This is a genomic window from Caulobacter sp. GW821-FHT10F06 (genome assembly GCF_058809215.1).
Genome location: NZ_JBXASK010000008.1, coordinates 19,300 through 43,443, shown reverse-complemented (window position 1 = coordinate 43,443; position 24,144 = coordinate 19,300). Strand labels below are relative to the sequence as shown.

Below are 24,144 nucleotides of genomic sequence, written 5' to 3'. Positions count from 1 at the left end.
CGGGGCTCTAGGCTTGCGGGGCGGGATCGGAGATGAGACCGGCCGCCAGGACGCCAGCGATGGCGCAGACCTCGTCGGCGTCGCCGGTGTCGCCGCTGACGCCGACCGCGCCGATCAGCTGGCCGTCGGCGTTGCGGATCAGGACGCCGCCGGGCGAGGGGGCCATGGCGCCGCCGCTGATCGCGAAGAGCGCGGTGTAGAAGACCGGGCTGCCGTTGGCGCGCTTGGCCAGCTCGCGGCTGCCATAGCCCATGCCCAGGCCGCCGGTCGCCTTGGCGATGGCGATCTGCGAGCGCATCAGGCTGGCGCCGTCCTCGCGCTTGAGGGCGATCAGGTGCGCGCCGGCGTCCAGCACCGCCACGCACAGCGGCGAGTAGCCTTGGCGGCGGGCTTCGGCCAGGGCGGCGTCGACGATGGTCGAGGCGGCGTCGAGGGTCAGGCGGTGCATAGGGTGTCCTCGGGAACGCGCAGGGAGAGGTCTGCGGCCAGATGGTCGAGCAGGGCAGGGAGGTCGGCGGCCGCGTCGACCAGGCCATAGACATAGGCGTCGGGGCGCAGCAGCACGGCGCGGGCCGACTTGGCCTCGAGCCAGGCGGCGATCGCGCCGTCGGTGTCGACGAGGTCGGCGCCGAGCGTGAAGGCTTGGCCATCCAAGGCCTTCCAGGTCGCCGCCTGGGATGGCGTGAGGCCCTCCAGCGGCGCGGCGTCCAGCGTCAGCAGCACGAAGCCGCCGCCGGTCACGTCGTCGAGCAGCGCGGTGCGCTCGCCCTGGCCGACGCGGGGATGGATGAAGCGCTCGCCGCTTTCAGGGCGGGCGACGCCGGCCTGGTAGCGCGGGATCAGGTCGGCCGCCGACGCGCCGGGCTTGGCGGCGGCCATGGCGGCGCGCAGTTCGACGTCGCGCTGGGCGGCCAGGGCCGGGTCCAGCTGGCAGATGTAGCGTCCAGCCCCGACCGCCGCGCCGATCACGCCACGCACATGCGGATCGCGCTCCGGCTGATAGGTGTCGAGCAGCGCCGCGTCGGCCTTGCCGTCCAGCACCAGTGGCAGCTTCCAGGCCAGGTTGGAGACGTCGCGCAGGCCATGGCACATGCCCTGGCCGAAGAACGGCGGGGTCTGGTGGGCGGCGTCGCCGGCCAGGAACACTCGGCCCACCTGCCAGCGCTCGGCGACCAGGCCATGGAAGCGATAGGTTGCGGCGCGGACGATGCGATGGGGCGAGCCTTCGACCCAGGGGGCGATCAGGGCCTGGACGGACTCCGGCGCCATCATCGCCTGGTCGTCCTCGCCGGGCAGCAGCATGAACTCCCAGCGCCGGTGGTTTCCGCGTCCCGGCACGATGGTCGCCGGGCGGCGCGGATCGCACAGCATCACCGACAGCTGTTGCAGGTCCGCGCCCTGCGGCACGCCGGTGAAGGCCGGAAAGGCGATCGGGCCGTCGACCTCGGCGTCGACCACCAGCCAAGGCTCCTCGAAGTCGAGGTCGTCCAGCTTCACGCCCAGGCTCTTGCGCACCGCGCTGCGCGCGCCGTCGCAGGCGATGACGTAGCGGGCGCGCGCCGCGACGCCGTCGGCCAGGGTCAGGGTGACCGCCTCGGCGTCCTGGATCAGGCTCTCCAGCTTGGCCCCCAGGCGCAGTTCCACCTTCGGGAAGCGGGCGAGAGCCTCGCGCAGGTGGGCTTCCAGCTCCGGTTGGTAGAAAAAGTAGTCGTTGGACCAGCCGAACCGCTTGGCGTGACCGGCGGTGCCCATGTAGCGGATCACCCCGCCGTCGGCGCCGATGTGCAGGTGGCCATGCGTCTCGCGCATCAGCGGCAGCAGCTGGTCGGCCAGGCCCGCGCCTTGGAAGAGGCGCATCATCTCGTGGTCGATATGGACGGCGCGGGGCAGGGGATGCGGCGCGTGCTCCTGCTCGAGAACCAGCACCGACAGGCCCGCCTGGCCCAGCAGGTTGGCGGCCATGGCCCCGACCGGGCCGCAGCCGACCACGGCGACGTCATAGGTCATCGCGCTCATGCCAGGTGCTGCTTCAGGAACGAGACGAGGGCGGGCGCGACCTTGCCGGTGTTGCTGTTGGGTCCGTCGATCGGCTCGTCGCTGAACCAGAAGTGGCCCGCGCCGGGCACGGCCAAGGTGCGGACGAAAAACCGCGCCTGGCGCAGGGCGCGGGCGAAGCTTTCGGACTGGGCGGGCAGCACGTCGGCGTCGTCCGCGCCCCAGATCAGCAGGGTCTTCAGGGCGTTGCGGGCGTAGCGGACATGGCGGATCGGCGAGGCGTCGAAATAGAGCTGCTGGTCGTCATAGGGCGTTGCGCCCAGCATCCGAACGGTGTGGTCCTGGCCAGGCTCGGGGTTCTTGTCGAGGTCGGCCTGCCAGTGGGCGAAGAGGTCGTAGACGCCATAGACGCCGACCAGCGTCTTGAAGGTCACGGGCGCGTCGTGGGTCAGGGCGGTCAGCGCCGCCAGGTGCGCGCCGGCCGAGGCGCCCAGCAGGCCCAGCCGAGCCGGGTCCAGCGACAGCTCGCCGGCCTTCTCGACGAGGAATCGCGCCGCCGCCAGCACGTCCTCGGCGTTCTTCGGGAACACCTTTCCGGCCGTGGCGCGGCGATAGTCGATGGCGAACACCGCAAAGCCGGCCGCCGACAGGTGCCGGCCCCAGTGGTCCAGCTGCTTCTTGTCGCCGCGCAGCCAGGCGCCGCCAGGAACGGCGACCAGGACAGGGTGCGGACCGTCGCCCTCGGGCAGATAGAGATCGCCCTTCAATTCGACGCCGTCGGCGGTCGCGAAGGTCAGGCCGGACTGGATCGTGGTCATGGCGTCAGGCCGCCTGGGTCGCGGGCAGCAGCGACTTGTGGGCCTTGCCGCCCTTCATGATCATCAGCAGGTTGGCGCGGTTCTGGAGGATGGAGACGTCCTGGGTGGGGTCGCCTTTGACCAGCAGCAGGTCGGCCAGGTAGCCCGGCTTGATCTGGCCCAGCTCGTGGGCCCGGCCCATCAGCTCGCCGCCCAGCTTGGTGGCGGCCACGAGGGCCTCGGTTGGGGTGTAGCCGAAGAGATCGACGAAGTGCTGCAGGTCGCGGGCGTTCGTGCCGTTCGGATTGAACGGGAAGCCGTAGTCGCCGCCCGGTAGGATGCGGACGCCGCGCCGCTTCAGCTCGGGAATGAGCTTTTTCGACAGCTCGATCACCGGTACGGCCGCTTCCTTCATGCCGCTCATGTCGATGTGCGGCGGCGGCTTGGCCTCCAGGGTGGCGACGATCACGCCGATGGCCGGGGCGACGAAGATCTCGTCCTTCTTGGCCTCCAGCATGTCGAGGGCTTCGGCGTCGGCGTAGGTGCAGTGGTAGAGGACCCGCACGCCGGCTCGCAGCGCCATCTTGATGGCCTCGCTGGCCTGGGTGTGGGCCGACAGCCAGATGTCGCTCTCGCGGGCCTGCTCGCCGGCCGCCTGGGCTTCTTCTTCCGTGTACAGAATGTGCTGCGAACTGCCGGGCAGGAGAGCGTCTTCGCCGGAGATCTGCAGCTTGACCTGGTCGATCCCGATCTCCTTGCAGAACTTGACGAAGGCCTTCATCGCGTCGGGGCCGCGGCCGTGATGGATGTCGCCAGTGGCGATCGGGTCGCCCTCGGGGCTGCGCTCGATGGTCGAGGCGCGCAGGCGCGGACCGGGGGTCCAGCCGCCGTCGATCTCGTTGCGGACCACCACCTCGATGCGCTCGCCCAGGGCCCCGGCCGAATAGGCGCTGGTGAAGCCGCTCTCCAGCAGGATGCGGGCGTTGCGCACGGTGGCCAGCAGCTGCTCCTCGGGCGGCAGCACGAACTCGGGGATGAAGCGCTCGATCGAGGAGGGCCAGGACAAGTGGGCGTGCGCCTCGACCATGCCGGGCATCAGGGTGGCGCCGCCGCCCGAGATCACCTCGGCTCCGGCCGAGGCGAGGGCGGGTTCGCCGCGACGGCCGACCTGGACGATGCGGTCGCCCTCGATCAGGACCTCGCCCTCGAACAGCGCTGCTCCGGAGCCGTCGAAGATCCGGACATTGGTGATGAGCAAACGCGACACGTCGATTTCCACCCTTTGATTTCTCGTTGGGCGGCGTCTGATCGTCTCGGAAGGACCGGTTACGCCACCTAGGGTCCATCTAGGGACAGGCGGCGTCTCGGCGGAAATTCAATCGCGGAATGTCTCGCATCATCGCCGGTGATGCGAAGATATCGTAGGGGAAACAGTCGGTTATAAGTCGCGCGCGTGGTTGACCAGGAAGTCTCGCATCCAGATCGTGCCGGCGTCGGCCTGCTTGTTCTTGTGCCACTGCAGGCACTCGGTGAAGGTCGCGATCTCGACCGGCGGCGGATAGACCTTGATCGGCAGCCGCTGGGCGTAGAGCTCGGCCGCGCGCGCGTGGACGGTGGCGATCAGGTTGCCGCCGACGACGGCCTCGGCCACCGCGTTGAAGGTGGGGGCGTGGACGGCGATCTTGCGGATCACCCCCTGGGCGTCCAGCGACTCCTGCTCGATATGCGGCGGATTGTGGGGGCCGAGCACGACGCTGACATGCTCCAGCTCCAGGTACTTCTCCAGCGTCAGCACGTTGCCGATCAACGGGTTCTGGGCCCAGGCGATGCAGGCGAAGCGGTCGGTGAAGATCGGCGCGGAGGGGTGCTGCAGGTCGCTGCGGCGCTCGGGCACCACCATGAAGTCGACCTTGCCGTCGGCCAGCAGGCCTCGGGTCAGGTCGGTGGATAGCAGCACCTGCAGGCGGATGCGCGGGGCGATGGTCGCCAGCTTCTGGATGGCGCCGGTCAGCAGGACGCTGAACACATAGTCCGAGCAGACGAAGCTGAAGGTGCGCTCGGCCACCGACGGGTCGAACTCCGACCGCGTGACCACGATGCGGCGCAGGTCGATCAGCGCCTGACGCACCGGTTCGGCCAGGCTTTCGGCGAACGGCGTGGGCACCATCTTGCGGCCGACCTGCACCATCAGGTCGTCCTGGAAGTGCTGGCGCAGGCGCGACAGCGCGTTGCTGATCGCCGGCTGGGTCAGCCGTAATTCCTGCGCGGTCTGGCTGACGCTGCGCTCGCTGAGCAGCGAATCGAGGACGACGAGCAGGTTCAGATCGAGATTATGGAAGCGCATCGCCAATCCTTAGGCGCGTCGCGCAGGGGTCGGCAATGCCGTTTGACCTGCGTCAATGACAGTCCGAAGGCCGCATCATTGGCGATGATGGATGGTGTTCAACGATTGAATTGGTCTCGCCGGGCCCATGTCCCTAGCGTGACCATCAACGAACAGGCGGCGCGAGCGACAGCTCCGAACCGTCGTCGGGAGTGAAACAAGGCCTTCGAACCGACCTCGCGTCGGCCGCAGGCCAGGCCGGTCCGAAGACCGGTCCATAACAGGACGGGGAACCACCATGACTTCCTTCAAGGCTCGCCTGCTGGCCGCGACCTGCGTCGCGCTGGCGTCATCGGCCGCCACGGCCCACGCCCAGACCGCCGCGCCGAGCGACACGATCTCGCTGGAAGAGGTGGTGGTCACCGCCACCCGCCGTTCCGAGCGCTTGCAGGACGTCCCCCTGGCCGTGTCGGCCGTCAGCGGCGACCAGCTGGTCAAGACCGGCGGCAAGAGCGTCACCGACCTTCAATATTCCGTCAGCGGCGTGCAGTTCGGCACCACGCCCAACGACAGCGGCTTCCGCCTGCGCGGCGTCGGCTCGGCCGGCGGGTTCACCAGCAGCTCGGAATCACCGGTCGGCCTGGTGGTCGACGGCGTGGTCGTGTCGTTCGGTTCGCCCGTCGACAGCCTGGGCGACCTGGAACGCGTCGAAGTTCTGAAGGGCCCGCAGGGTACCCAGTTCGGCAAGAACGCCTCCAGCGGCGTCATCTCGATCACCACCCGCAAGCCCAGCCTGGGCGCGGCGACCGGCGACTTCTTCGCCTCGTACGGCTCGCTGAGCGAGCGCGACATTCATGGCGGCGTCACCACGCCGCTCACCGACGACCTCGCCGTCGGCATCTTCCTGTTCGACAAGGCCTACGACGGCTATGTCCGTAACGTGGTTCGCAACGAGGACTGGGGCGGCATCCACAACAAGGGCGCGCGCGGCAAGCTGTACTTCAAGCCCAGCGACACCTTCAGCGCCTATCTGATCGGCGACTATTCGCGCCAGACACAGAAGGGGCCGGGCCAGCTGTGGACCCTGAACAAGGCGCCGACGACCGATCCGAGCTTCCTGGCGCCCTTCACCAACCTGGCCACGCTGGGCGTCACCCCGGGCGCCGAGAACGACAAGTCGATCGAGAACGGCGGCGGCTCGCTGGGCTCCAAGAACTACGGCGCTTCGCTGGAGCTGAACCTGGAGTTGGGCGAGTACACCCTGACCTCGCTGACCGCCTACCGTGGCTACAAGGATGATCCGTACGACTATTCGATCGACGCGTCGCCCTACAGCAAGTTCACCGCCCACTCCAATGGCCAGGTCAAGGATCTGAACTCGCAGGAGTTCCGACTGACCTCGCCGGGGACCGGACGCCTGTCCTATGTCGCGGGCGTCTTCTTCTCGCGGCTCCAGACCGAGCTGACCGGCGAGAGCGCCCAGCTGCGCCCCGCCACGCCCTTCAGCGCCGCGCCGGTCGTCTCGATCACCGCCGGCATGAACTACGGCCGGACCACGACCAAGAGCGCTGCCGTGTTCGCCGACGGCCGCTTCAAGCTGACCGACACCCTGAGCCTGTTGGGCGGCGCGCGCATGACCAAGGACAAGGTCGAGGCCTCCAACTGGTCGGTGATCGATCCGTCCCTGCCGCCGTTCCTGACGGCCGGCGGCACGGTGGTGCCCTATGGGCCGCGCGCCCTGCAGACCGGCGCGACGTCGAAGTCCAGCCCGTCGGGCCGTATCGGCCTGGACTACAAGCCGTCCGACGACGTGCTGATCTTTGGCACGATCGCCCGTGGCTATCTCGGCCCGACTGTGACCTTCTCGGCGCTTAGCGGCACCAAGACCAATGTCGCGCCGCAGACGGTCGACGACATCACCATCGGCGCCAAGACCACGCTGCTGGATCGTCGCCTGACGCTGAACGGCAACATCTTCCACGACAAGTACACCGACCTGCAGACGGCGGTGCTGCGCAACAACGAGTTCGTCACCGAGAACGCCGGCGGCCTGAAGGCCCAGGGCTTCGAGATCGAGGCCAACCTGCGGGTCAATTCCTCGCTAAAGCTGAACGCCTCGACCACCTATTCCGACGCCAAGTACACCGACTACCTGACCAGCTGCCCCAACAGCGTCCTGGCCGCCGGGGCCTCGGCCGTCGCGGCGACCTGCAACGCGCCGGGTTCGACCGCGGCCAACCCGCTCTACCAGGCCAAGGGTCAGACCCTGGCCGGGGCGCCGAAGGTCACCGCCGTGGTAGGCGGCAATTTCGAACACGCCATCTCCAACGCCCTGACTCTGGACGCTTCGGCCAACTATTCCTACCGCACCAAGACCCAGAACGCCGTCGGCGACCGCAACACGATCCAGAAGGGCTACGGCGTGCTGAACGTCTCGGCCGGCGTCGGTCCCGAGGATCGCCAGTGGCGCGTCGGCGTCTTCGCCCGCAACCTGCTGAACCAGGACTTCAACGCCGCGATCATCACCCTGCCGTTCCAGACCGGCTATGACGGCTACATCAACTGGCGCACCCGCGAAGCCACCCGCACCGTCGGCGTGAGCCTGGAAGGTCACTTCTGATGCGGGCCGCTCACCTCCTTGCGGTTCTGGCCATCGCCGCCTCGGCCTGGGGAGTCGGGGTCCAGGCCCAGACCTTTCCCAAGCCGGAGATCAAGACGATCCCGACTCCGGCTGAACCCAACGCCATTCCGCTCTATGCCGGGGTGGCTCCGGGCTCGGAAGGCGCCAAGCAGGTCGAGCACTGGAACTTCCTGATGGGCGCGCGGGCGATCCGCAACGTCACGCGGCCGACCCTGACGCCGTTCCTGCCGGCCAAGGACAAGGCCACGGGCGCAGCGGTGATCGTCGCCCCCGGCGGGGCCTACATGCTGCTGTCGATCGACCAGGAAGGCATCCAGGTCGCCCAGTGGCTGGCCGACCACGGGATCGCGGCCTTCGTCCTGAAGTACCGCCTGGACGCGACGCCCGACGACGACAGCGCCGCGCTCGACGCTGTGGGCGCGCGCTTCGGCGCGGCGGCTAGGGCCGGAGCCGACAAGGCTCCGCCGGTGTTCCAGCCGCTGGCCATCGCCGACGCCCAGGAAGCGCTGCGCCTGGTGCGCAAGCGGGCCGGGGAGTGGGGCGTGGATCCCAAGCGGGTGGGCATGGTCGGCTTCTCGGCCGGCGCCATGACCACCCTGCAGGCGGCGCTGAAGGACGCGCCGGACGCGCGGGCCGACTTCATCGCGCCGATCTACGGTCCGATGAACACGGTGACCCCGCCGGCCAATCCGCCGCCGATCTTCGCCGCCATCGCCGCCGACGACCCGCTGTTCGGCAAGACCGACTTTGGCCTGATCCAGGCCTGGCGCGCGGCGGGCGGCTCAACCGAGCTGCACGTCTACCAGAAGGGCGACCACGGGTTCGGCATGCGCAAGCAGGGCACGACCAGCGACCTGTGGATCGACGAGTTCTACGCCTGGATGAAGGCCATGGGCTTCCTGACCAAGTCCTGACGCCCCGCTTCGTATCCGCTTACAGTTCGCCTTTCGGAGGCTCTTGAATGACCGATCCCGCCGTTTCCCGTCGCGCGCTTCTCTCCCTGGCGGCCGTCGCCGCCGCGACGCCCGCCCTGGCCGCAAAGCCGACGGCGCCGGCCGGCAACATGCCCAAGGGCTTCCTGTGGGGCGCGGCCACGGCCGGTCACCAGGTCGAGGGCAACAACGTCAACAGCGACACCTGGGTGCTGGAGCAGTTGAAGCCCGGTCCGTTCATGGAGCCGTCGGGCGACGCGTGCGACCACTATCACCGCTACGAAGACGACATCGCCATGCTGGCGAAGCTGGGCTTCAACACCTATCGCTTCTCGCTGGAGTGGGCGCGGATAGAGCCGGCCAAGGGTCAGTTCTCGGCCGCCGAGCTGGCGCACTATCGCCGCGTCGCCACCACCTGCCGCCAGCACGGCCTGACGCCGGTGATCACTTTCAACCACTTCGTCGTGCCGCGCTGGTTCGCAGCCCAGGGGGGCTGGGAGAACCCGGAATCGCCGGCGTTGTTCGCCCGCTATTGCGACTATGCGGTCAAGGGCGTGGGCGATCTGACGGGCGCGGCGTTGACCTTCAACGAGCCCAATATAGGCCTGCTGCTGCACTGGATGCTGCCGCCGTTCATCCTGGATCAGATGAAGCAGGCGATGGTCGACGCGGCCAAGGCCTGCGGCAGCGCCACCTTCTCCAGCGCCCAGTTCGGTCGCCAGGAGGTCATGATGCCCAACCTGATCGAGGCCCACAAACTGGGCTACGCGGCGATCAAGGCGGGACCGGGCGACTTCCCCGTCGGCCTGTCGCTGGCGATGATGGACGATCAGGCGGTCGGCCCGAACAGCCGTCGCGACGAGAAGCGGGCTCAGTGCTACCAGCCCTGGCTGGACACCCTGAAGGCCACCGGCGACTTCGTGGGCGTGCAGACCTACAGCCATGCGCTGATCGACGCCAAGGGCCAGATGCCGGCGCGCAAGGATGTCGAGCAGACCCAGACCGGCGAGGAGTTCTCGCCCCAGGCCCTGGAGCAGACGATCCGCTACGCCCACGCCGCCACGGGCAAGCCGATCTATGTCACCGAGAACGGCGTCGCCACCGAGGACGACACCCGGCGCGTCGCCTACATCAAGATCGCCGTGCAGGGCGTGAAGGCGTGCCTGGCCGACGGCGTGCCGGTGAAGAGCTACATCCACTGGTCGCTGATGGACAATTTCGAGTGGGTGTTCGGCTACGGACCCAAGTTCGGCCTGGTCGCCGTCGATCGCGCCACCCAGGTCCGCACGCCCAAGCCCAGCGCGATCTATCTGGGCGCCATCGCCCGCGCCAACAGGGTCTAGAGCCATGAAGAACGCCGTCATCGCCGGGATCATCGGCGGCCTGATCGGGGCTGTCATCAGCGCCCTGGTGGGCTATCTCGTCCCCGTGCCGCCCGACGCCGCGGCCAACGCCGTCGGCAACGGGATCAGTGGCCTGTTCAGCGGCTTTTTCGGGGGCTTCATGGCCCTCGTCGTCGAAGGCCTGAAGGCGCGCCGCAAGGCCGCCTGACCACGATTGTTGCGCCGGGCGCGTGTCTGTCCGGCCCGGAGCTGACGCCCATGACCCTCGCTCGTCGCCTGATCGCCGGAGCGGCTCTCGCCGCCATGCTGGCCGGATCGCCCGCCCTCGCGCGGCAGGAGACCGACGCCCTGAGCAAGGGGTTCGTCCATCCGCCCCAATCGGCGCGCCCGCGCGTCTGGTGGCACTGGATGAACGGCAACATCACCCAGGACGGGATCGACAAGGACCTAGCCTGGATGAAACGCATCGGCCTGGGCGGGGTGCAGAACTTCGACGCCTCGTTCAACGAGCCGGCCGGGCCCTTCAACACGCCCAAGGTGGTCGACAAGCCGCTGGTGTTCATGACGCCGGAGTGGCGCGCGGCCTTCAAGCACGCCGTGGAGACGGCCGACGCCGACGGCTTCGAGTTCGCCATTGCCGGCTCGCCGGGCTGGAGCGAGACGGGCGGTCCGTGGGTGACGCCGCAGCAGGCCATGAAGAAGCTGGTCTGGAGCGAGACCGTTGTCGAGGGCGGTCGCAAGCTGACCAAGCCCCTGGCCGCGCCGCCGTCGATCACCGGACCGTTCCAGGCGGTGCCGGGCGGCGGTTCGGCCATGGGCGCCGCCAAGGGCGTCACCCCGACCCTCTATCGCGACAGCGCCGTGGTCGCCTATCGCGCCCCGGCCGCTGAGCAAGCGCCGGTCGCGACCGCGACGATCACCGCCAGCAACGCCATCGACGCAGCGGTGCTGGGCGACGGCGACCTGGTCAAGCCGGTCGAGTTGTCCTTCGCACCGGACAAGGAAACCTGGGTCCAGTTCGACTACGGCCGGCCCCAGACGCTGCGCGCCCTGCGCATCGCGGCCGAGCACGCCGGGGGCTTCGGCGAGTTCGGGGCCACCGCGCCGGAGGGCCGGATCGAGGCCAGCGACGACGGCAAGACCTTCAGGACGCTCCGCGACCTGCCGGTGCACGGCGCGCCGCAGCAGACCGTGGCCTTCGCCGCGACCACGGCCCGCTATTTCCGGGTCGTCTTCCTGCCGCGCAAGCCCGACCCGGCCTCGACGATGTTCGGGATCCCGGTCCCGACCGCCCACAAGATCAGCGAGCTGGCCTTCGAGGTCGCCGCCCGCGTGCACCGTTTCGAGGACAAGGCCGGCTGGTCGTCCGCCCAGGGCCTGGGCGGAGAGGCGACGCCCGACATCGCCGCCGACGCCGTCATCGGCCGCGCGGACGTGGTCGACCTGACCGACCGCCTCAAGCCCGACGGTACGCTGGATTGGACACCGCCGGCGGGCAAATGGGTCGTACTGCGCTACGGCTATTCGCTGACCGGTCGCCAGAACAGCCCGGCCTCGGACGCCGGCACAGGCCTTGAGGTCGACAAGCTGAGCGCCCAGCACGTCCAGGCCTATGCCGACGCCTATCTGGGCGAATATGAGAAGGCCGTCGGGCCGGAGCTGATGGGCCAGCGCGGCGTCCAGGCGATGATCACCGACAGCTGGGAGGCCGGCTCGGCCAACTGGACCGAGGCGATGCTGGCTCAGTTCCAGACCCGGCGCGGCTATGATCCTCGGCCGTGGCTGCCGGTCCTGTCGGGCCGTGTGGTCGAGAGCGCAGCCGCCAGCGACGCCTTCCTGTGGGACTTTCGCAAGACCATCGGCGACCTGATCGCCGACGAGCACTACGGCACGCTGTCGGCCGCCCTGCACAAGCGCGGCATGAAGCGCTATGGCGAGTCCCACGAGACCGGCCGCGCCTTCGTCGGCGACGGCATGCAGGTCAAGAAGAGCGCCGACGTGCCGATGGGCGCGACCTGGACCGAGGTGCCGGTCACCAACGATCCGCACAGCTATGACGCCGACATCCGCGAGTCCGCCTCGGTGGCCCACATCTACGGTCAGAACCTGGTGGCGGCGGAGTCGTTCACGGCGGCCAGCAACACCTTCGGCTACGACCCGGCCAAGCTGAAGCCGGTGGCCGACGCCATGATGGCCAACGGCCTCAACCGCTTCATCATCCACACCTCGGTGCACCAGCCGGTCGAGACCGAGGGGCCTGGCATGACCCTGGCGATCTTCGGCCAGTGGTTCACCCGCAAGGAGACCTGGGCCGAGCAGGCCGGTCCGTGGATCGACTATCTGGCGCGCAGCTCGCAGATGCTGCAGCAGGGCCGCTTCGTCGCCGACATCGCCTGGTTCTACGGCGAGGATGGCAACATCACCGAGCTGTTCGGCAAGTCGATGCCGGCGGTCCCGGCCGGCTACGCCTACGACTTCGTCAACGCCGACGCCCTGATCAACAAATTGGAGGCCAAGGACGGCAAGCTCGTCACCGCCTCGGGCATGAGCTACCGGACCCTGGTCGTCGATCCGTCGGTCCAGCGGATGACCGTGCCCATTCTGCGCAAGCTGGACGCCCTAGCCAAGGCCGGCGTGACCATCGTGGGCGCGCGACCGACGGCCAGCCCCAGCCTGTCGGACGATCCGGCGGAGTTCCAGCGCCTGGCCCAAGCCGTGTTCGCGGGGCAGGGCGGCGATCTGGGCCAGGCCCTGGCCAAGGCCGGGCCCGATGTCGACGCCCACGGCGCAGGGCTGCGGTTCGTGCACCGCAAGCTCGACGACGGCGACGTCTATTTCGTCTCCAATCCCGACGCCAAGGCCAAGAGCGTGACGGTCGACTTCCGTGTCGCCGGACGCGCCGCCGAGCTCTGGCGCGCCGACACCGGGGCGATCGCGCCCGCCGGCTATCGCGTCGAGAACGGCCGCACGGTCGTGCCGCTGGAGCTGGCGGCGAACGACGCGGTGTTCGTGGTGTTCCGCAAGGCCGGCCCGCCCGAAGTGAAACTTCCGCCGGTCCAGGTCGCGACCCTGGCCACGATCGCCGGTCCCTGGACGCTGAGCTTCCCCAAGGGCCCGACGATCGCCCCGGCGACGTTGGGATCCTGGACCCAGAACAGCGACGCCGCCGTGCGCTACTTCTCCGGCGTGGCGACCTATTTCACGACCTTCCAGGCCCCCAAGGCGGTGAAGGGCGGGCGGGTGCTGCTGAACCTCGGCGAGGTCAGCAACCTGGCGGCGGTCACCCTGAACGGCAAGTCGGTGGGCGTGGCCTGGAAGGCGCCGTTCGAGCTGGACGTCACCGACGCCTTGAAAGCGGGTCAGAACAGGCTGGAGATCCAGGTCGCCAACCTGTGGCCCAACCGCCTGATCGGCGACCATCAGCCGAACGCCACGGGACCCAAGGCCTTCGCGTCGTTCAGTCCGTTCCCGCCCAATGCGCCGCTGTCGCCTTCGGGCCTGATGGGGCCCGTGACCCTGACCAGTCGCCGATAGGCCGCGCCATGGGCGATCGCGCATCGTTTCAGCCTGGAAGCGGACCGGATAGACGGCGGCAAGCTAGACACCTTATGGGGGCGGCCTCATCATCGTTCGACTCATCGGGCTTCGCCTGAACGGGTGAGGCTGGCCGCCTTCGGGCGACGATCGGAAACGGGAGCGCTCTTGTCGGCCAGGTCTGACTCCAACAGTGACGGATCGACCGATCGCGCCAGCCAGACCCTGCACCGTGCGCTGGACATCCTCGACGCCGTCGCCGGCGGCGCCCACGCGCTGGCCGACATCCAGACCGACCTTGGCCTGACCCGCAGCACCACCCACCGGCTGGCGGCCGCCCTGGGCGATCGCGGCCTGCTGTCGACCTCGGGACGCAGCTACCGACTGGGCGCGCGGCTCGTGCATCTGGCGTCGCGGGCGCGGGAGTCGATCAGCCTGATCGGCGTGGCCCAGCCGCACATGTCGCTCCTGTCCGGCGACACTCAGGACGCCACCAATCTGGGCGTGATGTCGGGCGACGACATCCTCTATGTCGCCCAGGCGCCCGGCCGTCGCCGGCTCGAGATCCGCCACCGCGTCGGCGATCGCAACAGGATCCGCGACACGGCGCTGGGCAAGGCGCTGCTGCTGGACGCCGCGCCCGAGCGCTGGTCTCAGCTGTTCGCCGACCTGGGCGCGGACTCTGCGGAAGCCCTGGCCTTCAAGCATGACATGGAGGTCGCCGGCCGGGCGGGTCACGCGCTGCACATGCAGGACGGCGGCGACAGCATCCGCTGCATCGCCGCGCCGATCCGCGACGCCAGCGGCGCGATCGTGGCGGCGATCAGCCTGTCCAGCGTCCCGCAGTATATGGACGAGGCGCGGATGGCCGAACTGATCCCGAGAGTTGGGGAGACGGCGCTGAAGATCGGCGAGGAGCTGGGGTTCGACCCGTCACGCTTTCCGCGGACCGCGCGCCCTTAGGCCCGTCAGCGCGGCGATATAGGCTTCCATCAGCCGCACCAGTTCATCTTCCAGCTTCGCCGGATCCAGGCCCAGGTCCTGCTCGGCCGCGGCGGCGCGCAGCAGGCTGATCACCGAATGGGTGAGGACGAAGGCCGACTCGTTGGTCAGTTCCACCTCCAGCCGCGCCTTGCCGGCGATGGCGGCCAGGAACGCCTGGTGATGGCGCATCAGCATCGCATCGCCGCCCTTGTGGAACAGCGCGTCCAACAGGGCTTGGCGCGTGGCGGGCGAGCCCTCGAAGCTGTTCATCAGGGACCGTACGATCGGACGGACGCTGCCCAGCTCGGGCCGTTCGATCAGGGTTTCGGCGATACCTTCGCGCACCGTCTCGGCGCGGCGTTGGGCCATGGCGGCCAGGATGTCCTGCTTGCCGCCGAAGTACTGGTAGAGCGTGCCGATGCTGACCCCGGCGCGTTCGGCGATGTGATTGGTGGTCAGGCTCTCGACGCCGTCGGCCTCCAGAAGTTGAAAGGTCGCGCCCAGGATCGCGTCGATCGTCGATTCCGCCCGCGCCTGGCGCGGCGTTCTGCGTTGCTTTTCAGCCATTTGCGACGACCTCTTGGTGCTGCGCCTCGCCGATCCGGAAGGCGAGTAGGAACATGAGCATTGCTTACATAACCTGAGGGCTGCCAACAGGATCCGTCGATCGCGACGGGTTCGAGAATTTTCAAGGAGCGCCCATGAGCCCCTCCATCGAACAGGTCCGCGCCAATGTCGCATCGCAGAAGACGCTGCTGCCGGCCCTCTATGGCGACGTCGACTTCGACGCCATTCCCGAACGCTTCACGCTGGACGCCAGCAAGGCGGTCGTGCGCGACCGCGCCCCGATGGGCGTGGCGGTCGGCGAGACCGAGATCGAGCTGGTCCGCGCCTACACCATGCTGGGCGACATCGTCTCCGACGCCTATGCGGCGCTGATCCCGCAGCACGGTTTCCGCAAGCTGATCGCCATGCTGACCGAGGCCTGCGACAAGGGGATCGACGCGGTCGCCGACGCTCCGCCCGAACTGGCCGCCTTCATCGCCGACATGGAGCGCACGCCCGACTGGGTCGACATGGACCTGGTGCGGGAAGGGGCGCGGCTGGATCTCAACGCCACGGCCCATCTGGCGCCGTTCGCGATCCGGGGCGCGTTCGTGGCCACCTTCCTGAACAAGTACTCGGCCCTGCCGATGGCCCTGACCGGGACGCTGAGCAACGACACCGCCGCGCGGCGGGTCAACGAGACGGCGACCTTCTTCGCCACCACCGTGCTGCCGGGCGCGCTGGAGCGGCACGGGGCGGGCTTCAAGGCCGCGGCCATGGTGCGGCTGATGCACTCGATGGTGCGCTTCAACGCGCTGCGCTCGGGCCGCTGGGACGTGTCGGTCTATGGCGTGCCGATCCCGCAGGTCGACCAGATGCCGGCCGGCCTGATCCCGGTGTTCCTGATGGCCTTCCAGATCCTGCGGTCGGGCCGCAAGACCTTTACCCGCGAGGAGCGGGCCAAGGTGGAGCTGAGCCGCTATCGGTGCTTCCTGCTGGGCCTGCCCGAGGACCTGCTGGCCGACACGCCGGAAGGCGTGGTGCGGATCATGACGGCGCGCAACAGCACCTTGCGTCAGGGTTTCGACGACGAGACCTGCGGGGCGCTGATCCGCGCCACCCTGGCGGCCTATCTGCCGCCCGACCAGTCGCCGGCCAACCGGCTGCACGACCGGATCGAGCGCCGTTTCGCCAAGGCCTTCTTCCTTCGCCACTTCATGAACGGCGACAAGGCCGCCGCCGCGCGGATGGGGGTCGAGATCAGCCCGCTCGACCAGGCAGTCTTCGCGGTCGTGGCGCTGTGGGTGGTCACCGAGATGGCGGCGTTCAAGGCGGCCGAGCGCGTGCCGGGACTGCGGGACTTCGCCAACGCCCAGCTGGTGGCGCGGGTGCGGTCACTGCTGGCCCGCTATGGCCACGCCGAATACGTCACCGACTCCGCCCAGTACCGGCCGGCCAGGCCGGCGACGGCGGCGGCCTAGTCGGCGGTCCAGCCGCCGTCGATGACCATCGACGTCCCGGTCATCAGGGCCGAGGCGTCGCTGGCCAGGAAGACGACCGCGCCCATCAGGTCCTCGACCTGGCCCAGGCGCCCCAACTTGATCTTGGCCAGCACGCTATCGAGGAAGGCCTTGTCCTCGAAGAAGGGCCTGGTCAGGGGCGTTTCGATGAAGGTCGGGGCGATGGTGTTGACCCGGATCCCGTCGGCCGCCAGGTCCAGCGCCATGGCCTTGGACAGACCCTCGATCGCCCATTTGCTGGCGCAGTAGAGGGTTCGGCGCGGCCCGCCGACATGGCCCATCTGCGACGACAGGTGGATGATCGAGCCGCCCTTGCCGGCGTCGACCATGCCCTTGGCCACCGCCTGGGCGACGAAGAACGCGGCCTTCAGGTTCAGGTCCAACACCGCGTCATAGTCGTCGACCGTGACCTCGGCGAACGGCTTGGGGCGGTTGGTCCCGGCGTTGTTGACCAGGATGTCGAAGGCCGGCCGCTCGGCCAGCGCCGCCTGGACGGCCCCGATGTCGCCGACGTCCAGCGCCAGGGCCTCGGCCGCGCCGCCGGCTTTGCGGATGGCGTCGACGGCCGCCTCGATCTCGTCGCGACTACGGGCCGCGAGGGTCACGTGCGCGCCCGCCTCGGCCAGCGCCGCGGCCGAGGCCAGACCGATGCCGCGCCCGGCCCCGGTGACCAGGGCGCGGCGGCCGTCGAGACGGAACGAGGGCGTGCGGGGCAGGCTCACGGCTATTCGGCCGCCAGCACCGGTTGCGCGGCGCCGGCATAGGGCACGTCGCGATGGCCGTAGCGGCGCACGCGGATATTGGCCTGCTCGCCATGCCCGGCGAAGCCTTCCAGGGCGCACAGGCGCGAGCAGTATTCGCCGACCAGGGCCGAGGCCTCGTCGGTCAGAACCTTCTGGTAGGTGCAGGTCTTCAGGAATTTGCCCACCCACAGTCCGCCCGTGTAGCGCGCGGCCTTCCGGGTCGGCAGGGTGTGGTTGGTGCCGATCACCTTGTCGCCGAACGAGACGTTGGTCCGTGCGCCCAGGAACAGGGCGCCGTAGTTGGTCATGTGCTTGAGGAAATAGTCCGGGTCGCGGGTCATGACCTGGACGTGCTCGGAAGCGATGTCGTCGGCGATGGCGACCATCTCGTCGTCGCTGTCGGCGAGGATCACCTGACCGAAGGTTTCCCACGCGCGGCGGGCGACGGCGGCGGTCGGCAGGATCGTCAGCAGGCGCTCGACCTCGCGGATCGTGTCCTCGGCCAGCTGGCGCGAGGTGGTCAGCAGGATGGCCGGGCTGTCGGGGCCGTGCTCGGCCTGGCCCAGCAGGTCGGTGGCGCACAGCTCGCCGTCGACGCTGTCGTCGGCGATGACCAGGGTCTCGGTCGGGCCGGCGAAGAGGTCGATGCCGACCCGGCCGAACAGCTGCCGCTTGGCCTCGGCCACGAAGGCGTTGCCGGGACCGACCAACATGTCGACCGGGGCGATGGTCTGCGTGCCCAGGGCCATGGCGGCGACGGCCTGAATGCCGCCCAGGCAGTAGATCTCGTCGGCGCCGGCCAGGGCCTGGGCGGCGACGATGGCCGGGGCGGGCTTGCCGTTGAACGGCGGGGCGCAGGTGACGACGCGTGGCACGCCGGCGACCTTGGCGGTCAGCACCGACATGTGGGCCGAGGCCAGCAGCGGATACTTGCCGCCGGGCACGTAGCAGCCGGCCGCATTGATCGGCAGGTGCTTGTGACCCAGGATCACGCCCGGGAGGGTCTCGACCTCGAGGTCCTTCATCGTGTCGCGCTGGTGCTGGGCGAAGTGGCGCACCTGGGTCTGGGCGAATTCGATGTCGGCCAGGTCCTGGTCGCTCAGCTGAGCGACGCAAGCCTCGATCTCTTCGGGCGTCAGGCGATAGCTCTCGCGATCCCAATTATCGAACTTGATCGACAGTTCCCGCACGGCCGCATCGCCGCGCTCGCCGATGTCGGCGAGGATCACCTCGACGGTCTCGCGCACCTGCTTGTCGGAATTCGCGATCGCGGTCGCATCGGCGTCGCGCTTGAGCCATTCGGCCATTGTTCTTCTCCCTAAAGTCGGACCATCACCTTGCCCATCGACCCGCCGGCGTTCAGCCAGTCGACGGCGTCGTAGACACTGTCCAGGCCCACGAAGGGCTTGGCGTCGGCGACAGCTTTGAGTTTTCCGGCCGCGACCAGTTGCGCCAGCTCGGCGCGGGCGGCAGGCCAGTGTCCGGCCAGCAGGCCGTTCATGAACCCGCGTACGGAGGCGGCCTTGTAGTAGAGCTTGTGGGTGATGCGCGGGGCGGTGACGACCTCGGCCCCGCCGTCCATGTCCTGGGCGACGCCGCCCACCACCAGCCGGCCGTGGCGGGCCAGATTGTCGGAGAAGGCGTCGAAGATCAGCCCGCCGACGGTGTCGATGGCCACGTCCAAGGCGTCCTTGAAATCGCGGTTCAGCGCCTCGGCCACCGAGCCGGCGCGATAGTCGATGACCACGTCGGCGCCCAGCTCGCGCACGAAGGCGGCCTTGGTCTCGCCGCCGCAGACGGCGATCACCTTGCAGCCCTTGGCCTTGGCCAGCTGCATCAGGATGTGGCCCAGCCCGCCGGCCGCGGCCGAGATGGCCACGGTCTCGCCGGCCTTGGCCTCGCCGATGACGTTCAGGGCGACATGGGCCGAGACGCCGGTGGAGGCCAGGATCAGGGCGGCCGGATCGGCGGCGTCCACCTTCACGAAGCTGGCGGCCGAGGCGATGTTCATTTCGCGATAGCCGCCGCCGAAGCGGACGCTGGCCACCGCGTCGCCGATGGTCAGGTCGGTCACGCCGTCGCCGACCGCCTCGACCACGCCGACCGCCTCGACGCCCATCGCGCAGGGCAGGCCGATCTTGACGTAGTCGACGGCGTTGCGCGCGATCTGGACGTCGAACAGGCCATTGACCCCCGCCCAGCTGTTACGCACCGCGACCTCGCCGGGACCCGGCGCGCGCAGGGGCAGGTCGACGATCTTGGCGGCTTCCCGCAGCGTGCGAGCGAACTGCTGAAGTTCCAAGGCGCGATAGGTGGCGCTCATTGACCGGTCTCCTTGGTGAGGCCCAGCACGCCGGGATTGATGCGGCCTTCCGGATCGACGAAGGCCTTGATCGTCTCGAGCAGCGCCCACGAGGCGTCGTCGCGGCTGGCGCGATAGGGATAGACGCGGCCGATCTGCAGGTGGCCGGTCCCATGCTTCTGGAAGATCGCCATCACCCGGTTGCGGGCCTCGGTCACGACCGCGAAGGCGGCCGGGTCGTCGGGCAGGGCGGGCAGACGGGCCAGGTGCGCCGGCTCGATCAGCGTCTCGTGCAGAGCATGGCGCGCGCCGGGCCAGTAGAAGGTGGGCTCGATGATGAAGGCGTTGGTCGACAGGCTGGTCAGCATGAAGGCCGTGTCGATGCCGTGCTCGGCATAGGCCTTGGCCAGGTCGGCGTGGACGGTCTCGATCTCGGCGAAGATCGCGGCGGCCTTCGACAGCGGCGCGACGCATTGCAGGGTAGCCCAGCGCTCGCCGCCGGGGCCCAGGATGCTGTTGGCGGCCGGGAAGGGCTGGGCGCGGATGACGCGCGGAATGCTGTTCTCGATCTCGCGCCCGCCGGCGGCCAGGGCCAGCCGTCGGACCTCGGCCAGGTCTTCGGCGACGCCGGCCTTGGAGCGGTTCTCGCAGATCACGTGCAGCGGATAGTCGTCGACCCCGATGAAGTCGCGGCCGGCCAGGGCGATCCGCGCGGCCGAGAACAGGCCCTTCAACCAGCCCGACTTGGCGACCACGTCCTTGAGCACGCCGACATCGGTCGCCAGTGACGCGCGGCGCATTCGCACCTTGGTCAGGTTGGGATCGAAGCCGCACAGCTCGCTGGCCACGCCCGCCCGGGCCATGGCCGCCATGGCCGAGATGATCGCCGGGGCGCTGTCGAAGGCGAACGACGCATAGGCCTCGTGGGCGGGCGTCTGGATCAGCCGCAGGGTGATCTCGGCCTTGATGCCCAGCGCCCCGCAGTCGCCGCAGAACAGGCCGGTCAGGTCGGGGCCGTAGTGGCGCCAGAACGGCCGGTCGCCGCCTTCGCCGCGCGCGCCGGTCCGCAGCACCTGGCCGTCGCCCAGCACCATGGTCAGGGCCACGACGCTCTCGCTGGTGGTGCCGTGATGGCCCGCGCCGAAGAAGGCGTTCTGCTGCGACAGCCCGCCGCCGATGGTCGACAGCAGGCCCGACATCGGTCCCCAGAAGGGCGTGCGCAGGCCCAGCGGCTTCAGCGCGTCGTTCAGCGTTTTCCACGTGCAGCCGGCCTGGACAGTGACGGTCATGTCGTCGGCGTCGATGCGCAGGATTTTGTCCATGCGCGACAGGTCCAGGCTGAGCGTGTTCTGCGCCGTCGGGATGTAGCCCTTGGTGTAGCTGAGGCCGCCGCCGCGCGGGGCCAGGGCCAGGCCTTCGCGGGCCGCCAGGGCGACGACGGCGGCCAGCTGCTCGGTGTCGGTGGGCGAGACCACGGCCAGCACCAGGGTGGCGGCGACGGCGAAGATGTCCTGGCTGAACAGGGCGCGGGCGGCCTCGTCGTCGCGGACATTGGGGCCCACCGCCTGCTTCAGCGAAGCGACGAGGGCGGCGGACGCCCGACTGGCGGAGGAAACGGAACGCGCGACGGCCAAGGCGGGGCCCCTAGAGCTAGAGTTGCCCGCATCGATAGTCCCTTCGTCGGGGCGGCCGGGAGCGGGCTGAGGCTTTCTCCGACAGGCGGCGCCGGCGTCCTTCAGGCGAGCTCCCATGTCCAAGACCCTCGAAGTCGTCCTCAAGCGCCAGATCGAGGATCTGCCGACCGCCGCCGATTTCGAGGTGATCGAGAAGGCCCGCCCCACGTCGGCGCCGGCCGGCCAGCTTCTGGTACGCGTGCTCTATCTGTCGCTGGATCCCTATATCGGCTCGCGCCTGCGCGGCCGGCACATGGGCGAGCCGCGTCCTGGTCCGGGCGAGACCCTGCCGGGTTCGGCCGTGGGCGAGGTGATCGCCTCGGGCCATCCCGATTTCGCCGTCGGCGACCATGTGGTTGGCGAGGCCGGCTGGGCGGAGTACGGCCTGATCGACGCCAAGGAAGCCCGCAAGGTCGATCCGTCGCTGGGCGTCGCCAATCACCTCGGCGTGCTCGGCATGCCCGGCCTGACCGCCTGGGCCGGCGTCACCCAACTGGCCAAGGTGGGGCAGGGCGACGTCTTCACCGTCGATGCGGCCGCCGGCAGCGTGGGCGGCACGGCGGGGCAGATCGCCAAGATCCTCGGCGCCAAGGCCGTCGGCATCGCCGGCGGGGCCGACAAGATCGCGCTGGTTAAAAACAGGTATGGCTTCGACGACGCGGTCGACTATCGCGCCGAGGGCTGGATCGAGATGCTGAAGGCGGCCACCGACGGCGGGCCCACCGTCCACTTCGAGAATGTCGGCCTGCCGATCCTGCAGCCGGTGTTCGGCCTGCTGAAGCTCTATGGCCGCGTGGTGCTGTGCGGCCTTTCGGCGCACTACCATGCCGACGGTCCGCCGCCGCAGTTCGGCCTGGGCCCAATCGTCGGCAAGCGCGCCCAGATCCTGGGCCTGGTGGTCTACGACTTCTATCCGCGCTGGGCCGAGTGGGTGGCCACCGCCGAGCCGTGGATCAAGGACGGCCGACTGGTGCAGGTGGCCGACGTGGCTCCGAATCTCGTCGGCGCGCCGGCCCAGTTCGAGCGCTTGATGAACGGCGCGAACGAGGGCAAGACCCTGGTCAGGATCGCCGAGGGCTAGTTCCGAAAACGGCGTCGTGGGGAGAAGCTGTGGACATCTCTGGACAGGCTTAGAATCGTTGGAGAAAGTTCAAGGGTAAGCGTGGAGTACACCGACGTGACCCGACCAACGAAGCCTGGATATGACGGTTTTGGCTTCTACCGCGACCCGACCAATCCCCGGCTGCTGGTGCCCAAGCCGGCGGCTGAGACGGGGGTGACCCTCAATCTCGGCCACCGGCATGCGCCCTTGGCGATCGCGGTGGCCTTCAGCCCGATCATCGCGATCGGGCTCTACGCCGCCTCCCAGTTCTAGCGACCAAACTTCGCATAGAGACCCGCGGCCGCCAGGTTGAAGGCGGCCGGCGCGAAGGCGAAGGCGATGGCGACGCCGGTCAGGGCCGAAGCCGGCTGGGCTGCGCCGGTCACGGCCAGGGCGCTCGAGAAGCCGAAGGTCGACAGCACCAGGCCCGTCAGCAGGGTGCCGCCCAGGGCGAAGCCGAGCTTGTCGGCGCCGGTCCACAGGGCCGAGAACACGCCGGCCCGGCTCTCGCCGCGCGCTTCGTCGTCCTTGGCGATGACGTCCGACAGCAGGGTGTAGCCCATCAGGGTCGCGCCCGAGGTGAAGAGGGCGAACAGCACGACCAGCACGTAGATGGCGGAGAGCGGCGCGCCGGGCGACAGGCCCCAGACGATCTGCACGATCCCATGGCTCAGCGCGGCGGCGACATAGATCCGCTTGCGGCCGAAGACCGAGCTCAGCTTGATCCACAGCGGCTGGGCCAGCATCACGACGGCGCTCATGGCCAGGACGATGAAACCCAGCTGGTTCAGAGCGTCGGTGCGGCCCATGTTGTAGGTCAGGAAATAGACCATCGAGGCATAGCCCAGGCCCGAGCCGATCAGCTGCAGGACATAGGCCGAGATCAGCGGCCGAAACAGCGGATCGGTCAGGGCGGTGAAGATCGCCTTGATGCGGATCGGCGGCGCGGCGGTTTCGATCGCCGGTTTGCGGGGCGAGGTCAGGAAGGTGATCAGCAGGCTGATCGTGCAGACCGCCGCCAGCACCAGCGACATCCTGGAATAGGCCGGCCGGCCGCCGCCCAGGCTCTGGACCATGATTGGCGCCACGGCGTTGCCGACAATCAGGCCGACCGCCGAGAAGCCCATCCGCCAGGCCATGACCACGGTGCGCTCCTTGGGATCGTCCGACAGCTCGGTTCCGATGGCCAGATAGGGCACCGAGAAACAGCCGAAGACGATCATGTAGAGGCTGAAGGCTCCGGCCACGTACAGCGCCATGGCCTGGCTGGTCCCTTCGGGCACGTGGAACAGCAGGATCAGCGCCAGCGGCGCCAGTATCGCACCGATCAGCAGCCAGGACTTGCGCGGAAAGCGGTTCTTCCAGCGGTCGGAGACCAGGCCGACCGTCAGGTCGGCCAGCACGCCCCAGAACAGCTTGGGAAAGAAGATCGCCGCCCCGGCCAGGGCCGGCTCGACCCCCAGAGCGTTGGTCATGAAGAACAGCAGCAGCAGCGACGGCGCGTCGCGGAAGATCTGGCCGGCCACCTGACCCACGCCATAGCCGGCATGGACCAGCAGGGGCAGTCGGGCTGAAGGCGCGGCGGTGTCGGCGGGCACGGCGGTCATGGGCAGGCGTCCGGAAGCTGTGTCGATCCGGTGACGCTAGGCGGCTTTGCGGGCTTGAAACGACGAGCCGGGCCGGCGCCCGACTGGCGGAGACTTTGATGA

20 protein-coding genes are annotated in these 24,144 nt (G+C 69.1%); 9 read left to right on the top strand and 11 right to left on the bottom strand.

What is annotated here, in order from left to right:
* Positions 1–7: 7 nt before the first annotated feature.
* The 5 genes from AC1RUS_RS17600 to AC1RUS_RS17580 all read right to left on the bottom strand — a co-directional run bounded on the left by AC1RUS_RS17600 (position 8) and on the right by AC1RUS_RS17580 (position 5,136).
* Complete coding sequence (locus AC1RUS_RS17600) at positions 8–448, bottom strand: GlcG/HbpS family heme-binding protein (RefSeq protein ID WP_492917902.1); 441 nt, start codon at positions 446–448, stop codon at positions 8–10.
* Complete coding sequence (gene mhpA, locus AC1RUS_RS17595) at positions 436–2,016, bottom strand: bifunctional 3-(3-hydroxy-phenyl)propionate/3-hydroxycinnamic acid hydroxylase MhpA (protein ID WP_492917901.1); 1,581 nt, start codon at positions 2,014–2,016, stop codon at positions 436–438. Before mhpA ends, AC1RUS_RS17600 begins: the two co-directional genes overlap by 13 nt.
* The gene (locus tag AC1RUS_RS17590) at positions 2,013–2,813 is read right to left on the bottom strand and encodes an alpha/beta hydrolase family protein (RefSeq protein WP_492917900.1); all 801 of its coding nucleotides are present in this window, start codon (positions 2,811–2,813) and stop codon (positions 2,013–2,015) included. Before AC1RUS_RS17590 ends, mhpA begins: the two co-directional genes overlap by 4 nt.
* 4 nt (positions 2,814–2,817) lie before the next feature.
* The gene (locus AC1RUS_RS17585; RefSeq protein WP_492917899.1) at positions 2,818–4,059 is read right to left on the bottom strand and encodes an amidohydrolase family protein; all 1,242 of its coding nucleotides are present in this window, start codon (positions 4,057–4,059) and stop codon (positions 2,818–2,820) included.
* A gap of 171 nt (positions 4,060–4,230) precedes the next feature.
* Positions 4,231–5,136 (bottom strand): LysR family transcriptional regulator, encoded by a 906-nt coding sequence (locus tag AC1RUS_RS17580; protein WP_492917898.1) that lies wholly within the window; start codon positions 5,134–5,136, stop codon positions 4,231–4,233.
* Positions 5,137–5,413: 277 nt separating this feature from the next.
* Here AC1RUS_RS17580 and AC1RUS_RS17575 point away from each other — a divergent pair, with 277 nt between their 5' ends.
* The 6 genes from AC1RUS_RS17575 to AC1RUS_RS17550 all read left to right on the top strand — a co-directional run bounded on the left by AC1RUS_RS17575 (position 5,414) and on the right by AC1RUS_RS17550 (position 14,528).
* Positions 5,414–7,735 carry a TonB-dependent receptor gene (locus tag AC1RUS_RS17575; protein ID WP_492917897.1) on the top strand — a complete coding sequence of 774 codons (2,322 nt, stop codon included), beginning with the start codon at positions 5,414–5,416 and terminating at the stop codon, positions 7,733–7,735.
* Positions 7,735–8,670: an alpha/beta hydrolase gene (locus tag AC1RUS_RS17570; protein ID WP_492917896.1), complete on the top strand. Its 936-nt coding sequence runs from the start codon at positions 7,735–7,737 to the stop codon at positions 8,668–8,670. Before AC1RUS_RS17575 ends, AC1RUS_RS17570 begins: the two co-directional genes overlap by 1 nt.
* A 47-nt stretch (positions 8,671–8,717) precedes the next feature.
* Complete coding sequence (locus tag AC1RUS_RS17565; RefSeq protein WP_492917895.1) at positions 8,718–10,031, top strand: glycoside hydrolase family 1 protein; 1,314 nt, start codon at positions 8,718–8,720, stop codon at positions 10,029–10,031.
* Between the two features lie 4 nt (positions 10,032–10,035).
* A complete protein-coding gene (locus tag AC1RUS_RS17560) occupies positions 10,036–10,239 on the top strand; it encodes a hypothetical protein (protein ID WP_492917894.1) in 204 nt (67 codons plus the stop codon).
* Between the two features lie 50 nt (positions 10,240–10,289).
* The gene (locus AC1RUS_RS17555; RefSeq protein WP_492917893.1) at positions 10,290–13,565 is read left to right on the top strand and encodes a glycosyl hydrolase; all 3,276 of its coding nucleotides are present in this window, start codon (positions 10,290–10,292) and stop codon (positions 13,563–13,565) included.
* A gap of 168 nt (positions 13,566–13,733) precedes the next feature.
* Complete coding sequence (locus AC1RUS_RS17550) at positions 13,734–14,528, top strand: IclR family transcriptional regulator (RefSeq protein WP_492917892.1); 795 nt, start codon at positions 13,734–13,736, stop codon at positions 14,526–14,528.
* Here AC1RUS_RS17550 and AC1RUS_RS17545 read toward each other — a convergent pair.
* Positions 14,499–15,116, bottom strand: a complete 618-nt coding sequence (locus AC1RUS_RS17545; RefSeq protein WP_492917891.1) for a TetR/AcrR family transcriptional regulator — start codon at positions 15,114–15,116, stop codon at positions 14,499–14,501. The genes AC1RUS_RS17550 and AC1RUS_RS17545 overlap by 30 nt on opposite strands.
* Before the next feature lie 134 nt (positions 15,117–15,250).
* On the opposite strand from AC1RUS_RS17545, the gene AC1RUS_RS17540 reads away from it, so the two are divergent.
* Entirely contained in the window at positions 15,251–16,576 is a 1,326-nt protein-coding gene (locus AC1RUS_RS17540; protein ID WP_492917890.1) for an oxygenase MpaB family protein, read from the top strand.
* Here the strand turns inward: AC1RUS_RS17540 and AC1RUS_RS17535 are convergent.
* Genes AC1RUS_RS17535 through AC1RUS_RS17520 form a run of 4 tightly spaced genes read right to left on the bottom strand, consistent with a single transcriptional unit; the run spans position 16,573 to position 21,294 of the window.
* A complete protein-coding gene (locus AC1RUS_RS17535) occupies positions 16,573–17,337 on the bottom strand; it encodes an SDR family NAD(P)-dependent oxidoreductase (protein ID WP_492917889.1) in 765 nt (254 codons plus the stop codon). The genes AC1RUS_RS17540 and AC1RUS_RS17535 overlap by 4 nt on opposite strands.
* A 2-nt stretch (positions 17,338–17,339) precedes the next feature.
* The gene (gene hisD, locus AC1RUS_RS17530) at positions 17,340–18,665 is read right to left on the bottom strand and encodes a histidinol dehydrogenase (protein ID WP_492917888.1); all 1,326 of its coding nucleotides are present in this window, start codon (positions 18,663–18,665) and stop codon (positions 17,340–17,342) included.
* 11 nt (positions 18,666–18,676) lie between these two features.
* Positions 18,677–19,681 carry a zinc-binding dehydrogenase gene (locus AC1RUS_RS17525; RefSeq protein ID WP_492917887.1) on the bottom strand — a complete coding sequence of 335 codons (1,005 nt, stop codon included), beginning with the start codon at positions 19,679–19,681 and terminating at the stop codon, positions 18,677–18,679.
* Complete coding sequence (locus AC1RUS_RS17520; RefSeq protein WP_492917886.1) at positions 19,678–21,294, bottom strand: FAD-binding oxidoreductase; 1,617 nt, start codon at positions 21,292–21,294, stop codon at positions 19,678–19,680. Before AC1RUS_RS17520 ends, AC1RUS_RS17525 begins: the two co-directional genes overlap by 4 nt.
* 115 nt (positions 21,295–21,409) lie before the next feature.
* Here AC1RUS_RS17520 and AC1RUS_RS17515 point away from each other — a divergent pair, with 115 nt between their 5' ends.
* Together AC1RUS_RS17515 and AC1RUS_RS17510 are read left to right on the top strand one after the other, a co-directional pair.
* Entirely contained in the window at positions 21,410–22,414 is a 1,005-nt protein-coding gene (locus tag AC1RUS_RS17515) for a zinc-binding dehydrogenase (RefSeq protein WP_492917885.1), read from the top strand.
* A 96-nt stretch (positions 22,415–22,510) separates the two neighbouring features.
* On the top strand, positions 22,511–22,708 hold the full coding sequence (locus AC1RUS_RS17510; RefSeq protein WP_492917884.1) for a hypothetical protein: 198 nt from the start codon (positions 22,511–22,513) through the stop codon (positions 22,706–22,708).
* Here AC1RUS_RS17510 and AC1RUS_RS17505 read toward each other — a convergent pair.
* Positions 22,705–24,042 (bottom strand): MFS transporter, encoded by a 1,338-nt coding sequence (locus AC1RUS_RS17505; RefSeq protein ID WP_492917883.1) that lies wholly within the window; start codon positions 24,040–24,042, stop codon positions 22,705–22,707. The genes AC1RUS_RS17510 and AC1RUS_RS17505 overlap by 4 nt on opposite strands.
* Positions 24,043–24,144: the final 102 nt, after the last annotated feature.

Excerpts from the sequence above, each read along its gene's own strand:
- AC1RUS_RS17545 (WP_492917891.1), bottom strand. The coding sequence starts at position 15,116 with ATGGCTGAAAAGCAACGCAGAACGCCGCGCCAGGCGCGGGCGGAATCG.
- mhpA (WP_492917901.1), bottom strand. The coding sequence starts at position 2,016 with ATGAGCGCGATGACCTATGACGTCGCCGTGGTCGGCTGCGGCCCGGTC.
- AC1RUS_RS17575 (WP_492917897.1), top strand. The coding sequence starts at position 5,414 with ATGACTTCCTTCAAGGCTCGCCTGCTGGCCGCGACCTGCGTCGCGCTG.
- AC1RUS_RS17590 (WP_492917900.1), bottom strand. The coding sequence starts at position 2,813 with ATGACCACGATCCAGTCCGGCCTGACCTTCGCGACCGCCGACGGCGTC.
- AC1RUS_RS17505 (WP_492917883.1), bottom strand. The coding sequence starts at position 24,042 with ATGACCGCCGTGCCCGCCGACACCGCCGCGCCTTCAGCCCGACTGCCC.
- AC1RUS_RS17555 (WP_492917893.1), top strand. The coding sequence starts at position 10,290 with ATGACCCTCGCTCGTCGCCTGATCGCCGGAGCGGCTCTCGCCGCCATG.
- AC1RUS_RS17580 (WP_492917898.1), bottom strand. The coding sequence starts at position 5,136 with ATGCGCTTCCATAATCTCGATCTGAACCTGCTCGTCGTCCTCGATTCG.
- AC1RUS_RS17515 (WP_492917885.1), top strand. The coding sequence starts at position 21,410 with ATGTCCAAGACCCTCGAAGTCGTCCTCAAGCGCCAGATCGAGGATCTG.
- hisD (WP_492917888.1), bottom strand. The coding sequence starts at position 18,665 with ATGGCCGAATGGCTCAAGCGCGACGCCGATGCGACCGCGATCGCGAAT.
- AC1RUS_RS17570 (WP_492917896.1), top strand. The coding sequence starts at position 7,735 with ATGCGGGCCGCTCACCTCCTTGCGGTTCTGGCCATCGCCGCCTCGGCC.
- AC1RUS_RS17560 (WP_492917894.1), top strand. The coding sequence starts at position 10,036 with ATGAAGAACGCCGTCATCGCCGGGATCATCGGCGGCCTGATCGGGGCT.
- AC1RUS_RS17525 (WP_492917887.1), bottom strand. The coding sequence starts at position 19,681 with ATGAGCGCCACCTATCGCGCCTTGGAACTTCAGCAGTTCGCTCGCACG.
- AC1RUS_RS17565 (WP_492917895.1), top strand. The coding sequence starts at position 8,718 with ATGACCGATCCCGCCGTTTCCCGTCGCGCGCTTCTCTCCCTGGCGGCC.
- AC1RUS_RS17600 (WP_492917902.1), bottom strand. The coding sequence starts at position 448 with ATGCACCGCCTGACCCTCGACGCCGCCTCGACCATCGTCGACGCCGCC.
- AC1RUS_RS17540 (WP_492917890.1), top strand. The coding sequence starts at position 15,251 with ATGAGCCCCTCCATCGAACAGGTCCGCGCCAATGTCGCATCGCAGAAG.